The sequence below is a fragment of the Burkholderia sp. 28_3 genome (assembly GCF_003253915.1).
Classification (GTDB): domain Bacteria; phylum Pseudomonadota; class Gammaproteobacteria; order Burkholderiales; family Burkholderiaceae; genus Burkholderia; species Burkholderia cenocepacia.
The window spans coordinates 92,500-108,094 of the sequence record NZ_QKZF01000019.1 but is presented as its reverse complement, the minus strand read 5'-3'; the positions used below and the strand labels follow the sequence as shown (position 1 = coordinate 108,094).

Here is a 15,595-nt window from a genome sequence, read left to right as displayed (position 1 = left end):
CTCTCCTTCGGGTGGCGCTCACGCGGCGTGTGCCGCGCCCGCCTCGTACGACGGCTTGCCGCCGGCGTGGACCGCCCGGCCCGCACCCGAACGCGGGCGCATCGGCCAGTACAACAGGTCGGCGGCAATCTGCCGGTAGTCGCGCGCGGCGGGCGACGACGGGAACGCGTCGACCACCGCATGCATCAGGTCGCGGGCGTGCTCGACGAGCGGATCGGCGCTCACGCAGCCCGCATCGGCGATCGACACGGTCAGGTAGCGGCTCGCGACGCCCGCGAGGTTGTCGAAGGCCGTCTTCGCGTCCGCGTGGCTGCCGACCTGATTGGTCAGCACGCGGAACTGCGCGAACGCGTGCGCGAAATGCAGCCGCTTCATGCACGCGTACGCCTCGGTGATCGCCTGCGCGGCGACCCGCGTGACGACCAGCACGTCGTGCGCTTCGCGCGCGAGCGCCGAGAACGAGCCGTCGGCGCCGAGCTGCGCGTCGACGAGCACGATGTCGGCCGGGCCGTCGATGAAGTCGCTCAGTTGCGCGTCGCTGTAGCCTGCGCGCGCGAGCCGCGCGGCGCCGCACAGGCCGAAGCCGGCCGCCACCCGCGTGCGTTCGCCGTCGCGCAGCCATGCGCCCGCGAGCGTCGCGCTGGCCGAGTGCACGTCGGCGCGCTCGTCGACGACGAGCACGTCCTTGCCGAGCGACGCGAGCGCCGCAGCAAGATTCACCACGGTGGACGTGCAGCCGACGCCCGCCGGCCCGCCCGTCACCGCGACGATGCGCGACGCGCGCCCGGCCAGCAGGCGCCGCAGCCCTTCGGCCTGATCGATGATCCGTTTATCCAAATCGCACCTCGTGCAGCTCGGCGGTGGAACGTGCGGTCAGTGCGGAAAGCAGCGTCGGCATGTCCTCGTCTTGCGGCACGAAGGGCGAGCCGTCGCGCGGCACACAGAACGCGCTCTTCAGCAGGAATTTGGTCGACGCGACGTACAGGTTCTCCGGCACCTTCTGGCCGGTCGACACGTAGTGGACCGGCAGCTTGTAGCGGATCACCGTGTCGAGCACGCCGCCGAGGTGGGTCGCCTCGTCGAGCTTGGTGAGGATGCAGCCGGCCAGGTCGGGATGCTCGCCCGCGCTGCGGTACGCCTGCACGACTTCGTTCAGCGTGTCGCCGTGGCTCGTCGCGTTGAGCAGCAGCAGGCGCTGCACCGGTGCGTTCGCGCCGTGCAGCATCGCGATCTGGTCGGACACCGCGCGGTCGCGCTGGCTCATGCCGATCGTGTCGATCAGCACGATGTGCTTGTTGCGCAGCTCGGACAGCGCGAGCGCGAGGTCGCCCGCATCCTTCACCGCGTGCACCGGCACGCCGAGGATCTTGCCGAAGATGCGCAGTTGCTCGTGGCCGCCGATCCGGTAGCTGTCGGTGGTCAGCAGCGCGACCTTGCTCGCGCCGAAGCGCATCACGCAGCGCGCGGCCAGCTTCGCGGTGGTGGTCGTCTTGCCGACGCCCGTCGGCCCCATCAGCGCGAACACGCCGCCGCGCTCCATCAGCGCGTCCTCGCTGTCGAGCACCGGCAGGTTCGACGCAAGCACCGACTGCGCCCATTCCGCGGCCTGCCCGAAGGTCTGCGCGCCGTCGCCGGACGGCAGGTTGTCGACCAGCATCCGCACGAGCTGCGCGGAGAAGCCGGCCGCGAACAGGTGCTTCGTCAGCGCGCCGTGGACGGCGCTGCGGCGCTGGCGGTCGTGCCACATCAGGCTGTCGAACTGCTCTTGCATCATCCCGCGCAGCTCGCCCAGCTCCTGCATCACCGTATCGTTGACGATCCGCTCGAGGCGCGACTTCACCGCATCGGCCACCGCGGCGGCGGTGTCGGCGGACAGGCGCGTGCGTTCCGTCGCCCTGCCGGCGTACGCGGCGCCCGTGTCGGGTGCGCGCTTCGCGGCGGCCGTCGCGCCGGCGGCCGGCGACCCGGCGGCGAGCGATCCCGCGGCCGGCATCCGGCGTTCGGCGTCGCGGACGATGTCGCGCGCCCAGTCCGGCGGCGTCGCGCTGGCCGCGGCGCGCGGCGCGGGCGCGCTCGGCTGCGGCTCGGCCGGCGCCTGCGCCCGGGCGATCAGCGCGTCGCGCTGCTGCGTGAGGCGCTTCGCGTGCTCGACCAGCCACGGTGCGGGCTCGGAAGTGGCGGCCGGCGATCCGGGCGCGGGCGTACCGGCGGCCGGCGCGGCGATCGACGGCGCTGCCGCGGCGGGCGCGTCCGCATCGCTCGACGGAGGATGCGCATCCGCGTCGTGCGCGTCGGCGCTCGCGCCGAACACCGACGAGAACACGTCCGGCAGCCCGCCTTCGCCGGCCGCGTACGGATTGACGGCCGGGCGCGGTGCGATGCCCGGGCGCGACACGATGCCCGGCACGGCGGCGGCCGGCACGGATTCCGGCACGCGCGACGTGGCGACGCGCGGACGCGCGGCCGGCGGCGCCACCGCGGCGAGATCCGAATCGGCGAGTGCAACGATTTCGACGCTGCCGTCATCGAGCGTGCGGTTCGACAGCACGACCGCGTCGGCGCCGAGCGCCTCGCGCACGAGACGAAGTGCGTCGCGGCTCGTTGCGCCGGTGAATTTGCGAATGTTCAAGCGGAACCCCCGATGACGTTAACGACTTTGATCGTGCGTGTGTCCGGCACTTCGGCATACGACAGCACTTTCAATTGCGGCAGGCTGCGGCGCAGGAAGCGCGCGAGCATCGCGCGCAGCGCGTGCTGCACCAGCAGCACCGGCGGCAGCCCGAGATTCTGTTGACGCAGCATCGCTTGCTGCGTGCCGGTCAGAAGGTTATGCGCGAGGCCGGGTTCGAGGCCCGGGTTCGCGCCGGTGGCGAGCGCCTGCGACAGCACGCGCTCCAGGTTCGCGTCGAGGCCCATCACCTGCATTTCGCCGTTGCCCGGATACCACTGCTGCGTGATCGCGCGGCCGAGCGACAGGCGCACCGCGGCGGTGATCTCGAACGCGTCGCCGCGGCCCGCATGCTCGGACACGGCCTCGAGGATCGTGCGCATGTCGCGGATCGGCACGCCTTCCTCGAGCAGGTTCTGCAGCACCTTCTGCAGCGTGGTGAGCGAGATCGTCTTCGGCACGAGGTCCTCGACGAGCGACGGTGCATCCTTGCCGGTGCGTTCGACGAGCGCCTGCACTTCCTGGCGGCCGAGCAGCTCGGCCGCGTGCTGGACGACGAGATGGTTCAGGTGCGTCGCGACGACCGTGCTCGCGTCGACCACCGTGTAGCCGTACACCTGCGCCTGCTCGCGCAGCGCGACGTCGATCCACACGGCCGGCAGCCCGAACGCGGGGTCCTGCGTGACGGCGCCCGGCAGCGCGGCCGTCACCTGGCCCGGGTTGATCGCGAGCCACTGGCCCGGGAACACTTCGCCCGCGCCGATCTCGACGCCCTTCAGCGCGATCCGGTACGCGTTCGGCCGCAGCTCGAGGTTGTCGCGGATATGGATCACCGGCGGCAGGAAGCCGATTTCCTGCGCGAATTTCTTGCGGATGCTCTTGATGCGCTTGAGCAGCTCGCCGTCGCTGTTCCTGTCGACGAGCGGAATCAGCCGGTAGCCGACTTCGAGGCCGAGCGGGTCGATCAGCTGCACGTCGTCCCAGGTCGCTTCGTGGCTGTCGGCCGGCAGCACGGCGGGCGGTGCGATGTCGGTCACGTCGCCGGCCGCCTTGCGGGCCGCCGCGCGCCTGGTCTGCGTGCGCGCCAGCCAGATCGCGCCGCCGCCGAGCGCGAGGAACGCGAAGTGCGGCATCCCCGGGATCAGCCCCATCAGCACGATAATCGCGCCGGTGATCGTCAGCACGCGCGGGTTCGTGAACAGCTGGCCGGTGATCTGCGTGCCGATGTCCTCGTCGGTCGCGACGCGCGACACGATCACGCCGGCCGCGGTCGAGATCACGAGCGACGGGATCTGCGCGACGAGGCCGTCGCCGATCGTCAGCAGCGTGTAGTTGGTGCCGGCCGCGGCGAAGCTCATGTCGTGCTGGACCATCCCGACGATCAGCCCGCCGATCACGTTGATCGCCATGATGATCAGGCCGGCGATCGCGTCGCCGCGCACGAACTTCGACGCGCCGTCCATCGACCCGTAGAACTCCGCTTCCTGCGACACGGCCAGGCGCCGCTTGCGCGCCTGTTCCTCGTTGATGAGTCCGGCGTTCAGGTCGGCGTCGATCGCCATCTGCTTGCCGGGCATCGCGTCGAGCGTGAAGCGCGCGGACACTTCGGCGATCCGCCCCGCGCCCTTCGTGATCACCATGAAGTTGATGATCATCAGGATCACGAACACGACGATGCCGACCGCGAAGTTGCCGCCGACCAGGAAGTGGCCGAACGCCTCGATCACCTGGCCGGCCGCATCCGGGCCGGTATGGCCTTCGAGCAGCACGACGCGCGTCGACGCGACGTTCAGCGACAGGCGCAGCAGCGTCGAGAACAGCAGCACGCTCGGGAACGCCGCGAAGTCGAGCGGCTTCATCGTGTACATGCTGACGAGCAGCACCATCACCGACAGCGCGATGTTGAACGTGAACAGCAGATCCAGCAGCATCGGCGGCAGCGGCAGGATCATCATCCCCAGGATCATGCAGATGAGGATCGGGCCCGCGAGCGCGCGCAGGTTCGTGCCTGCCAGCAGGTTCGGGCGCTTCGCGAACAGGCCGGTGGTCGGGGTGCTCATGCCGCGGTCCCTCGTTTGCCGAGCGTGTCCTCGGCTTCTTCACGTTCGTCGTCGGCGGCGACCGACGTGCCCTTGTCGAGTTCGGCCGGCACGTCGAGATCGACCGGCACCGCCGGGAACGCGCCGCCTTCCGAGCGGAAACGCTTGAGCTGGTACACCCATGCGAGCACTTCGGCGACCGCCGAGTACAGCGAACCGGGGATCTCGCGCTCGAGTTCGACGTTGTGATACAGCGCCCGCGCGAGCGGCGGCGCTTCGAGCAGCGGCACGTTGTGTTCGGCCGCGAGTTCGCGGATGCGCGCCGCGACGAGGTTCACGCCCTTCGCGACGACCTTCGGCGCGCGCATCTCGCCATCCGTGTATTGCAGCGCGACCGCGAAGTGGGTCGGGTTCGTGACGACCACGTCGGCCTTCGGCACGGCCGCCATCATCCGGCGGCGGGCGATCGCGCGCTGCTGCTGGCGAATGCGCCCCTTCACGTGCGGATCGCCTTCGTTCTCGCGATGCTCGCGCTTCACTTCTTCCTTCGTCATGCGCAACTTCTTGTTGTACTGCCAGAGTTGGTAAGGCACGTCGAGCCCGGCGACCACCAGCATCCCGGCGACCGTCGTGCCGCAGCACACGGCGACCAGATGCAGCGCATCGGGCAGCGCCGCGCCGAGCGGCTGGGTCGCGAGGCCGAGCAGTTCGTCCTTGCTGCGCCAGATCGCGATGCCGCCGATCCCGCCGACCACCAGTGTCTTCGCGATCGACATCCCGAGCTGGATCGGCCCCTGGATCGAGAAGATCCGGCCGAGGCCCGAGATCGGGTTCAGCCGGTCGAACTTCAGCTCGAACGTCTTTTGCGAAATCAGCCAGCCGCCGAGCGCCATCGGCGCGAGCAGCGCGGCGACGCCGGTGAGCGCGAGAAGCGGCAGCAGCGCGGCGAAGCCCTCGAGGCTCGCGCTGCCGGCCGCCGACAGCATCCGGTGGGTGTCGAACGCGGTCGCGCGATCGAACGTGAACGCGCCGCGCAGCATCGCCTGCAGATGCGCGCCCGACGGGCCCGCGAGCAGCCATGCGCCGTAGAACCCCGCCGCGAGCAGTGCGAACGAAGCCAGTTCGCGCGAACGCGCGACCTGCCCCTCCTCGCGCGCCTTCTCGCGGCGCCTGGGAGTGGCGGCTTCGGTCTTGTCGAGATCGCTCTCGTCTGCCACGGGGCCTCCAGTCGGCTACGGCGGAATGCCGTTTTCCAGTGACACCGATTATTCATGGAGGCGTCAAACGCCGATCGGTCGAGCAAAGCCGGGAAAGGGGGGTATTTCGGGGAATCGGACGAGCCGCCGCGAACGCGGCCGGAGCGGGGGCGGAACGATGCGCGGCGCGGCGGAAAAACCGGCCGGCCGGCGCATGGGGGCGGCGGCGCTCGCAGGCGGGACGGCACCGGCTGAGTGCGGGGGGACGGTGAAACGACGGGCGGGAAAACGGGAAGAGGCGGGGAAAGCGGGCCCCGACGCAACGGCCCCCGGACGGGCCGATCGCCACGTCATGCTCGTCGCGAATACGTCGAGTCTTCGCTTCGTCGCAATCCTTGCGCCCGGCCCTTTCCGGGGCCAGCGCAAGCCCGTTATTGGCGTGAACAGGCCCTAGCCAGCCGCCGCCCGCTGCAGCGCGTCGAGATCGAGCTTCTTCATCGTCATCACCTGCGCCATCACGCGCTCGGCGCGGGCTGGGTCGCCCGTCATCAGCTCGGCCATCTGCACCGGCACGACCTGCCACGACACGCCGAAGCGGTCGCGCAGCCAGCCGCATTGCTGCGCGCGCTCGTCGCCGCCTTCGGACAGGCGCGCCCAGTAACGGTCGATCTCGTCCTGGTCGCGGCAGTTGACGACGAACGACACGGCCGGCGTCATCTGGAACACGGGGCCGCCGTTCAGCGCGACGAACGCCTGCCCGTCGAGCTCGAACGCCACGGTCATCACCGCGCCCTCGGCGTTGCCGGACGCGTGCGCGCCAGCCTTGCCGTAGCGCGCGACGTGCACGATGCGCGCGTTGTCGAACACCGATACGTAAAAAGCGGCCGCCGCCTCGGCGTCGCGGTCGAACCACAGGAACGGCGTGATGCGCTGGATACGCTGGGTCATGGCGCTGTCTCCTCGATGTCGTGCCGGCACCGGTGCCGGTCTTACATCGTAGCCGCTGCGCCGGCGCCTGGCGGCGCGCCGGTCCGTAGCGCGCGCACCGCACGCCGGATAAAAAAAGGGGGCGATCGCTCGCCCCCTTCGTTCCTGCGTCCGGCCGTGCCGCGTCAGAACGCGACGAACGGCTGCGCGCCGCCGCTCGCGGTCTTGTCCATCCCGAAGTAGATCGTCTTGCCGTAGAAGTGCGGCATGCCGATGTCGAGCCAGCTGGACGAGCCGAACGGGCCCGCGATGTCGTTGAACGCGAACGTCGACGGGTTCGAGAACAGCGAATCCGCGTTCGCGACCGGCATCGACACGGTACCCGACGCGCCGTTCTGGCCCCTCAGCGTGGCCGAGTACGAGGTCGTGGTCGCGGGGCAGTAGAACTCCGTGTTCCTCGAACAGACCGTCTGCGCCGAATCGTTGAAGAAATACGCGTTCGAGCCCGTATCGAAGAACGCGGTCACGTTGCGCCCCTGGAACGTCGCGCTGACGTCGCCGGTCGTGGTCGACGTCATCACCGTCTTGCCGCTCAGGTTCGGCAGGCCGAACGTCAGCGTGCCGGTTGCGCTCCCCTGCCCGCTGGACGAGATGTCGGGCATCTGCACGCTCACGCCGTCGCTGTTCGCGAACCGATGCACGGGGTTGGCCACCTGCTGCGCGAGCGGCACGAGCGCGACCGTGCAGCTTGCGTTGTCGCCGTTCGGGCACGCGTAGTAGTTGTTGCTCGTCGACGTCGACGTCGCGCAGGTCGTGCCGCAGTCGTACGGCGCCGGCCCGATGCCGAGGATCCCGTTCGCGCCGAGCGCGCCGGTCGAGTTGGCCGACGCGCCGCCGTTCGTGCACGAGCTCGGCACGTTGGTCGTGCCGAGGTCGCCGATGATCTGCACGGGCAGCGAGCTTGCCTGCTCGGTGCCGATCGACAGGTCGACGGTGCGCACCGAGCCCCACGTGTAGCTCGACACGAACTTGCCGCATTCGGCGACCGGCGCGCCGCCGCTCGTCACCTGCGGCAGGCTGTCGTGCACGCCCGCCACCGCGCTGCCGACGAGCCGCAGCCCGTAGGACGCGGTATCGACGAGCACGTTGTTGACGATCTGGCAGTTCGACGTGCCCGGCACGCAGACCTTCAAGCTGATGGTCGGGATGTTGATCACGTTCGCGGCGCCGGCGCCGACCGTGATGACGGCCGTGTTGCCGCTGTTGCCGTCGGACCCGCCCGAGCCGTTGCCGCCCGTATTGCCGCCGTTGCCCGCACTGCCGCCGCCGCCATCGCCGCCGCCGCATGCCGTCACGAGTACGGCCGTCGCGGCCAGGAGGCCCAGCACGCCGAGCCAGCGCTTGAATGTACGAGGAATGCTCAAGGTCGCTCTCCCGCTGTCACTGGATATCGGTGCCGGCCACGCCGGCAGGCAGCGCCGACGGCAGCCATGCCTGGCCGGAGAAGGCGCCCATGTGGCCGCCCGTCCGGATCACGAGGCCGCTCGTCTCGACGGCCACCGGCGCGCGCCAGCCGCGCGCCTGGTGCGCCGCCTGGACCCCGGCGGTGTACTGCGGGAAATAGCTGCCGAGCAGCGACGCGAGATCCGGCATCGTCGGCCCGCGCCATGCGAGGCCGAACACGCTGCCGGCGGCCGACGTGTATTCGTGGATGACGGTGCCCGATCCGAGCGTGATCTCGCGGACGGTATAGGCGGCCGTGCTCGTCTGCACGCCGTCCGCCGAGCGCATCGCGCGCTGCAGCGCCCGCACGGTGGCGGCCTGATCGTCCGCCGGCGGCGACATCGGTGCGCCGCCCAGTTCCGCATGTGCGTGGACGGCCCACAGCACACTCATTGCAGCCGTCGCGTGCGCGACGGTCCAGCCCAAGCGTTTCAGCTTCACGTTCCCCCCCAAGGGACTGGCTTCGTTGCCGACGGCGCCGCCGTCGGCCCCCGCCGCCTGCCAACTTATGAATCTTACGAATGACGCTACGTTGCTGCTGACGCGTAGTATGCCTGCGGAGTGTGGCCACGTGTCAATTCGACGCAGGATCACGCCGCGCGGCGCATCGGCGGCGGACACGGGAAAACGGCGGCGGGAACGGGGAATGCGCGCATCGGCCGCCTCGCGGAAGGGGACGCGCCGATGCGTGGCGACCAGGTCAGAAGCCGAGGCTGGCGAGCAGGTCGTCGACCTGCCCCTGGTCCTGGACGACGTCGGATTTGCCTTCCGGCGCGATCTGCGGGCCGTTCAGCAGCGATTCGGGGCTGCCGGTCGCGCTCATCTGCTCGGCCGCGAACGCGGCGGCGGTGGCCGCGAACTGCTCGCGCCGCTCCGGCGCGATGTTCTCGACGAGCACCGTGAGGAGCTGCTGCTCGATCAGGTAGACCATGTCCATGATCTTCTTGATCACTTGGCCGGTCAGATCCTGGAAATCCTGCGCGAGCATGATCTCGAGCAGCTGCGCGCGAGTCGCCGACGTCGACTCGGGCAGCGTGCGCAGGAACGTGCGCGTATCGTCCATCAGCTCGCGCACGTCCGCGTGCTCGATCGGCGCCGCGTACCACTGCGCCCAGCGCGCGTCGAGCGCCTCGGCCTCGTTCTGGATGCGCTCCTGCATCGGCTTCGCGATCTCGATCGCATTCAGCACGCGCACCGCGGCCTGCTCGGTCATCGTCGCGACGTAGCGCAGCCGGTCGCGCGCATCCGGCACGGCTTCCGCCGCGCGCTCGACGTGCTTGTCGAGCCCGAGCTCGCGCATCGAATCGCGCAGCGTGCGCGTGACGTGGCCGATGCGCGCGAGGATCCGGTCGCTCGCGTAATCGGCGCCTTCGGCATGGCCGTCGGCGTTGATCGCCGCGCCGGCGAGCGCCGCATGGATCGGCTCGTTCACGTTCAGCTCCCGGCCTTGGCCATCTTGTCGATGATCTTGTTCAGCTTCTCGTCGAGCGTCGCGGCCGTGAACGGTTTCACGACGTAGCCGCTCGCGCCGGCCTGCGCGGCCGCGATGATGTTCTCCTTCTTCGACTCGGCCGTGACCATCAGCACCGGCAGGTGCGTGAGCGTCGCGTCCGCGCGGATTTCCTTCAGCATCGCGAGGCCGTCGAGGTTCGGCATGTTCCAGTCCGAGATCACGAAGTCATAGCCGCCGCCGCGCAGCCGCGCGAGGCCGGCCAGGCCGTCCTCGGCCTCGTCGACGTTCGAATAGCCCAGTTCCTTGAGCAGGTTGCGGACGATCCGGCGCATCGTCGGGAAATCGTCCACCACCAGGATTTTCATGCTCTTGTCCATCGTCGTTCCTTTCCAGATTCGTTTCCGTCGGGACGCGTATCGTGGCACGCGCCCCGTGACATTCCATTCACACGCGCTGCACGCGGTCGCCCATCGTCGCCAGGCGCGCCATCACGCGGCGGCTCATGTCGGCGAGCGGCGCGATCTCGTCCGCGCCGCCGAGCGCGATCGCCTCGCGCGGCATCCCGAACACGATGCAGCTCGCTTCGTCCTGCGCGAACGTGTGGGCGCCCGCGCGTTTCATTTCCAGCAGGCCCGCCGCGCCGTCGCGGCCCATCCCGGTGAGGATCACGCCGATCGCGTTCTTGCCCGCATGCGTCGCCGCCGAGCGGAACAGCACGTCGACCGACGGGCGGTGCCGGTTCACCGGCGGCTCGTCCGACAGTTGCGCAATATAGTTCGCGCCGCTTCGCGCGAGCAACAGGTGTGCGTGGCCCGGCGCGATGTACGCATGGCCCGGCAGCACGCGTTCGCCATGCTCGGCTTCCTTCACCGCGATCCGGCACAGGCCGTTCAGTCGCTGCGCGAACGATTTCGTGAAGCCCGGCGGCATGTGCTGCGCGATCAGCACGGCCGGCGCATCCGGCGGCAGCGGCGTCAGCACTTCACGGATCGCCTCGGTGCCGCCCGTCGACGCGCCGATGATGATCAGCTTCTCGGTACTGACGAGCGGGTTGTTGATCATCGGCGCGGCCGCGGCGCTGTCCGCCGTGCGCGCGGCGGCCTGCGGCTGCGGCGCCTGGCGCACGCGCGCGCGCGACGCCGCGCGGATCTTGTCGGCGAGCTTTTCCGCGTAGTCGAGCATCCCGTCGCGAATCCCGACGCGCGGCTTCGTGACGAAATCCACCGCGCCGAGTTCGAGCGCGCGCAGCGTGATTTCCGAGCCGCGCTCGGTCAGCGACGACACCATCACGACCGGCATCGGCCGCAGGCGCATCAGCTTCTCGAGGAAGTCGAGCCCGTCCATGCGCGGCATTTCGACGTCGAGCGTGAGCACGTCGGGGTTGTGCTGCTTGATGAGCTCGCGCGCGACGAGCGGATCGGGCGCGGTCGCGACCACCGTCATGTCGGGCTGGCTGTTGATGATCTCGGTCATCAGGCTGCGGATCAGCGCCGAATCGTCGACGCACAATACTTTGATCTTCTGCACTGCGGTCATGCCTCCTGCTTTCTTGATAGGTTCGCCGCGTACGGGCTCCCTTGCGGGCCAGCCGTCCGCGCACCGCCGCTGCCGGCCGGCGCGGCGCCACGCGCGCCGAACAGCTCGATGCGCGGGCGCGCCGGTTGCGGCGCGGCAGGCCGCTTCGCGGCGAACAGCTCGACGTGCGCACGCGTGCGTGCGGTGCGGAGGCGATCGGCCTCGCGCGCGAGCGCGGCTTCGCGCTCGGTGACGCCCGGCACCTGCAGCCGCAGCTTCTTCACCATCGCGCGCCCGCTGTGCGGCATGAACGCGACCTTGCGCGGATGCACGCCCTGCAGGTCTTCCGCGGTGATGCGGATGCGCTCGAGCGCGAGATAGCGGCGCACGAAATCCGCGTTGCGATCGCCGATGTTGATCGTCGTCATCCCGGCCAGCACGGCCGCGCCGCCGAACACCTTCGCCTCGAAGCGCTCGCGGCGCCCGCCGGCCTTGATCAGCTCGTTGATCAGCACTTCCATCGCATATGCGCCGTAGCGCATCGATTCCGACGCGGCGGCGCCCGGATCGGCGCCGTCGTCCGGCAGCATGAAGTGGTTCATCCCGCCGATGCCCGCATACGGGTCGTGCAGGCACGCGGCGACACACGAGCCGAGCACGGTCATCAGCACCATGTCCTCGGACGTCGTGTAGAACTCGTTCGGCAACAGCTTCACGCCGGGGCGCTCGAAGTGGTTGTCGAAGTAGCGATTGGTCGCGATCGGCAGTGCGCTCATCCGCGCTCTCCATAGGCGGGCGCGCCGCCCGCGGCCCGCGCACGCACGGGCGACGACATCGCGGCCGCCGCGCTCGCCTGCGCGCCGCGCGACCGTGCGCCCTGAGCGGCGTCGCGCGTCAGTTCGTACACCGTCTGCCCGCGCAGCCGGAACGCCTGCGTCACGTACGTGAAATTCTCCGAATGGCCGGCGAACAGCAGGCCGCCCGGCTTCACGAGCGGCTCGAAGCGCGACAGCACCTGCCCCTGCGTCGGCTTGTCGAAATAGATCATCACGTTGCGGCAGAAGATCGCGTCGAACGGCTTGCCGATCCCGTAGTCGGCATCGGTCAGGTTCAGTTGCTCGAAACGGATCATCGCGCGCAGCTCGGGGCGCACCTTCACGCGGCCGGCCTGCGCGCCCGTGCCCTTCAGGAAGAAGCGCTTGAGCCGCTCCGGCGACAGGTGCTTGACCTGGTCGTACGTATAGATGCCGGCTTCGGCCTTCGCGAGCACCTGCGTGTCGAGATCGGTCGCGAGGATCGACGCGCTGCGCGCCGCCGTTTCGCCGAGCGCCTCGATCAGCGTGATCGCGATCGAGTACGGCTCCTCGCCGGTGGACGCCGCCGAGCACCAGACCGACACCGGCGCCGGCCGCCCCTTCACGAATTCCGACAGGATCGGGAAATGGTGCGACTCGCGGAAAAACGCGGTCAGGTTGGTCGTCAGCGCGTTGGTGAACGCTTCCCACTCGAGCGGATCGTCTTCCTGCTCGAGCAGGTCGAGGTAGTCGCGGAACGTGTCGAGGCCGCGCGCCCGCAGCCGTCGCGCGAGACGGCTGTAGGCCATGTCGCGCTTGTGCTCGGACAGCGAGATGCCCGCGCGTTGGTGGATCAGCGCGCGGATGCGTGCGAAATCCGCGCCGGTGAACGCGAAGTCGCGCCCCGGCTCGCCCGCGCGAGGCGAGGCATCCGGTGCATCGGGTCGAAACGGCGCGCGCGCGTGCTGCATGGCTTAGAAGGTCTCCCAGTCGTCGTCGGACGTGCCGGCGGCCGCCAGCGCCGGCTTCTCGCCGTTCAGCGCCGGGCGCACGAGCGCGGGTTTCGCGGCCGGCTTGTCCGTCGCTGCGGCCGTCTTCGCCAGACGCGGGCCGTAGCCGCCTGCGGCGGCGCCGCCGCGGGAAGCCGGTGCGTCCTTCTGCGTACGCGCAGTGGCGTCGGCCGCCCGCTTCGGTTCGTGGTCGGCGCTCGCGGCGGCCGCGCGCGACGCCGGCGCGGCACGCCGTGCCGCCGGCTGGACCGCGGCCTGCGGCGCCGGCAGCGCGGCGACCGGCGCGTCGTGGCGCGCGCCCGACGGCAGCGCCGCCGGTTCATGGGCCACCGGCCGCGCGACGCTGCGCGCCGGCGCGAGCACGATGCCGCCCGCGACGCGCCAGCCCGACACGATCGCCTTCATCTGGCGCGTCTGCTCCTCGAGCGACGCGGCCGCGGCGGCCGCCTGCTCGACGAGCGCCGCGTTCTGCTGCGTGACCGCATCCATCTGGCCGACCGCGCGGTTGACCTGCTCGATGCCGGTCGACTGCTCGTCGGACGCGGCGCTGATCTCGCCCATGATGTCGGTCACGCGGCGCACGGCCTGCACGATTTCTTCCATCGTCGCGCCGGCGCGCGCGACGAGCGCCGACCCGCTGTCGACCTTCTCGGCCGAATCGCCGATCAGCTGCTTGATTTCCTTCGCGGCGCTCGCGCTGCGCTGCGCGAGCGAGCGCACCTCGCCCGCGACCACCGCGAAGCCGCGGCCCTGCTCACCGGCCCGCGCCGCTTCGACGGCCGCGTTCAGCGCGAGGATGTTGGTCTGGAACGCGATGCCCTCGATCGTGCCGATGATGTCGACGACCTTGCCCGAGCTGGCCGCGATGTCCTGCATCGTCGATACGACCTGGCCGACCACGTCGCCGCCCTGCGTCGCGATGTCCGACGCGTTCACCGCGAGCTGGCTCGCCTGCCGCGCGTTTTCCGCGTTCTGCCGCACGGTGCCGGTCAGCTGCTCCATGCTCGACGCGGTTTCCTGCAGCGACGCGGCCTGTTCCTCGGTGCGCTGCGACAGGTCGATGTTGCCGGTCGCGATCTCGCGCGCGCCGACGTCGATCGATTCGGTGCCGCGATGCACGGCCTGCACCATCGTCGTGACGGCGTCCTGCATCCGCTTGATGCCGCCGAACAGGCGGCCGATCTCGTTGGTGCTGAACACGTTCACCGGCTGCGTGAGGTCGCCGCCGGCGATGCGCTCGAAGTGCGCGATCGCATCTTCCAGCGGCTTGACGATCAGCCCGCGCAGCGCGAAGCGGATCGCGATCACGACGACGAACGCGATCGCGATGCCGGCCGCGATCAGCGCGATCATCATCGAGATCTGCGACTGCGTCGCGGCCTGGCGTTCTTCCGCGCGCTTTTGCAGCGCGGCGATCACGGCTGCCGCCGTCTGGTCGAACGCGACGAACATCGGGCTGATCTTCGCGTCGGCGATCGCGTGGTACGCGGCCATGTCGCCCGCGCGTGCCGCGGCAAATTCCGGTTCGACGCCTTCCTTCATGATCGTCGTGTAACGCGCGGTGAGCTCGTCGACGAGCGCCTGCTCGACGCCGAGCTTCGGCGTCGACTGGAACGTCTGCCAGTTCTGGTTCGACTTCGCATACAGCTCCTGCGCGCGATCGAGCACCTTCGCCGCGTCGGCCGCATTGCCGGCTTCGGTCAGCGTACGAAAGCGATCGAGCGCGACGCGCGAGCGCAGCAGGTACGCGGCCGTGTCGTCCAGCGTGTGGATCGCCGGCAGGTCGACGTGCGCGATCTCGTCGAGCGAACGGCTCGCGTGATTCAGCGCGTAGAGGCCGAGCCCGCCGACCGCGGCGGCCAGGCACACGAGGATGAGTCCGACCGCCGTGAGCGTCGTGCGGATCGACCAGTTATGCAACATTGCAGATTCTCCCGAAATTGCTGCGCGCGCGGCGCGCTTACCCGCCGAGCGTCTCGATCAGCGCCATTTCACGGCTCGACATCAGCTTCTCGATGTCCATCAGGATCAGCATCCGGCCGTCGACCGTGCCGAGGCCCGTCAGGTACTCGGTCGTCAGCGTCGCGCCGAATTCCGGCGCCGGCATGATCTGGTCGGTCTGCAGCGTCAGCACGTCCGACACGCCGTCGACCACCATCCCGACCACGCGGTTCGACACGTTCAGGATGATCACGACGGTCTGGTGGTCATACTCGACCCGGCCGAGGTGGAACTTGATCCGCATGTCGACGATCGGCACGATGATCCCGCGCAGGTTGATCACGCCCTTGATGAACTCCGGCGCGTTCGCGATGCGCGTGACGCTGTCGTAGCCGCGGATTTCCTGCACTTTCAGGATGTCGATCCCGTATTCCTCGTCGCCGAGCGTGAACACGAGGAATTCCTGGCCCGTCGCGTCGCCCTGTTCCGCGTCGCGGCGGCTGGTTGCCGCGTTCGCCGCGGCCGGATTGATCATTTGGACTTCAGCAG

14 protein-coding genes are annotated in these 15,595 nt (G+C 69.8%); all 14 read right to left on the bottom strand.

Features of this window, described 5'->3' with window-relative positions; translation table 11 throughout:
* Positions 1 to 18: 18 nt before the first annotated feature.
* On the bottom strand, positions 19 to 837 hold the full coding sequence (locus DFS13_RS29910; RefSeq protein WP_006491878.1) for a flagellar biosynthesis protein FlhG: 819 nt from the start codon (positions 835 to 837) through the stop codon (positions 19 to 21).
* The gene (gene flhF / locus DFS13_RS29905) at positions 830 to 2,629 is read right to left on the bottom strand and encodes a flagellar biosynthesis protein FlhF (RefSeq protein ID WP_111442469.1); all 1,800 of its coding nucleotides are present in this window, start codon (positions 2,627 to 2,629) and stop codon (positions 830 to 832) included. Before flhF ends, DFS13_RS29910 begins: the two co-directional genes overlap by 8 nt.
* Positions 2,626 to 4,728, bottom strand: coding sequence for a flagellar biosynthesis protein FlhA (gene flhA, locus DFS13_RS29900; RefSeq protein WP_034201111.1), 2,103 nt, complete (start codon positions 4,726 to 4,728; stop codon positions 2,626 to 2,628). The genes flhF and flhA overlap by 4 nt, the downstream gene beginning before the upstream one ends.
* Positions 4,725 to 5,924: a flagellar biosynthesis protein FlhB gene (gene flhB / locus DFS13_RS29895; protein WP_006485884.1), complete on the bottom strand. Its 1,200-nt coding sequence runs from the start codon at positions 5,922 to 5,924 to the stop codon at positions 4,725 to 4,727. The genes flhA and flhB overlap by 4 nt, the downstream gene beginning before the upstream one ends.
* A gap of 429 nt (positions 5,925 to 6,353) precedes the next feature.
* Positions 6,354 to 6,851, bottom strand: coding sequence for a VOC family protein (locus DFS13_RS29890; protein ID WP_006485888.1), 498 nt, complete (start codon positions 6,849 to 6,851; stop codon positions 6,354 to 6,356).
* A gap of 164 nt (positions 6,852 to 7,015) precedes the next feature.
* Positions 7,016 to 8,254: a DUF3443 family protein gene (locus tag DFS13_RS29885; RefSeq protein ID WP_006497451.1), complete on the bottom strand. Its 1,239-nt coding sequence runs from the start codon at positions 8,252 to 8,254 to the stop codon at positions 7,016 to 7,018.
* A 16-nt stretch (positions 8,255 to 8,270) separates the two neighbouring features.
* Entirely contained in the window at positions 8,271 to 8,774 is a 504-nt protein-coding gene (locus DFS13_RS29880) for a DUF2844 domain-containing protein (RefSeq protein WP_012492269.1), read from the bottom strand.
* Positions 8,775 to 9,033: 259 nt separating this feature from the next.
* Positions 9,034 to 9,765 (bottom strand): protein phosphatase CheZ, encoded by a 732-nt coding sequence (gene cheZ / locus DFS13_RS29875; protein ID WP_006485885.1) that lies wholly within the window; start codon positions 9,763 to 9,765, stop codon positions 9,034 to 9,036.
* Between the two features lie 2 nt (positions 9,766 to 9,767).
* Positions 9,768 to 10,163: a chemotaxis response regulator CheY gene (cheY, locus tag DFS13_RS29870; RefSeq protein WP_006485893.1), complete on the bottom strand. Its 396-nt coding sequence runs from the start codon at positions 10,161 to 10,163 to the stop codon at positions 9,768 to 9,770.
* 67 nt (positions 10,164 to 10,230) lie between these two features.
* Positions 10,231 to 11,322 (bottom strand): chemotaxis response regulator protein-glutamate methylesterase, encoded by a 1,092-nt coding sequence (locus tag DFS13_RS29865; protein ID WP_012492268.1) that lies wholly within the window; start codon positions 11,320 to 11,322, stop codon positions 10,231 to 10,233.
* The gene (cheD, locus tag DFS13_RS29860; RefSeq protein ID WP_006497454.1) at positions 11,319 to 12,077 is read right to left on the bottom strand and encodes a chemoreceptor glutamine deamidase CheD; all 759 of its coding nucleotides are present in this window, start codon (positions 12,075 to 12,077) and stop codon (positions 11,319 to 11,321) included. The genes DFS13_RS29865 and cheD overlap by 4 nt, the downstream gene beginning before the upstream one ends.
* Positions 12,074 to 13,066 (bottom strand): CheR family methyltransferase, encoded by a 993-nt coding sequence (locus DFS13_RS29855; protein ID WP_006493442.1) that lies wholly within the window; start codon positions 13,064 to 13,066, stop codon positions 12,074 to 12,076. The genes cheD and DFS13_RS29855 overlap by 4 nt, the downstream gene beginning before the upstream one ends.
* A 3-nt stretch (positions 13,067 to 13,069) precedes the next feature.
* Entirely contained in the window at positions 13,070 to 15,028 is a 1,959-nt protein-coding gene (locus DFS13_RS29850; RefSeq protein WP_034201113.1) for a methyl-accepting chemotaxis protein, read from the bottom strand.
* A gap of 37 nt (positions 15,029 to 15,065) precedes the next feature.
* Complete coding sequence (cheW, locus tag DFS13_RS29845) at positions 15,066 to 15,581, bottom strand: chemotaxis protein CheW (RefSeq protein ID WP_006486165.1); 516 nt, start codon at positions 15,579 to 15,581, stop codon at positions 15,066 to 15,068.
* Positions 15,582 to 15,595 lie beyond the last annotated feature (14 nt).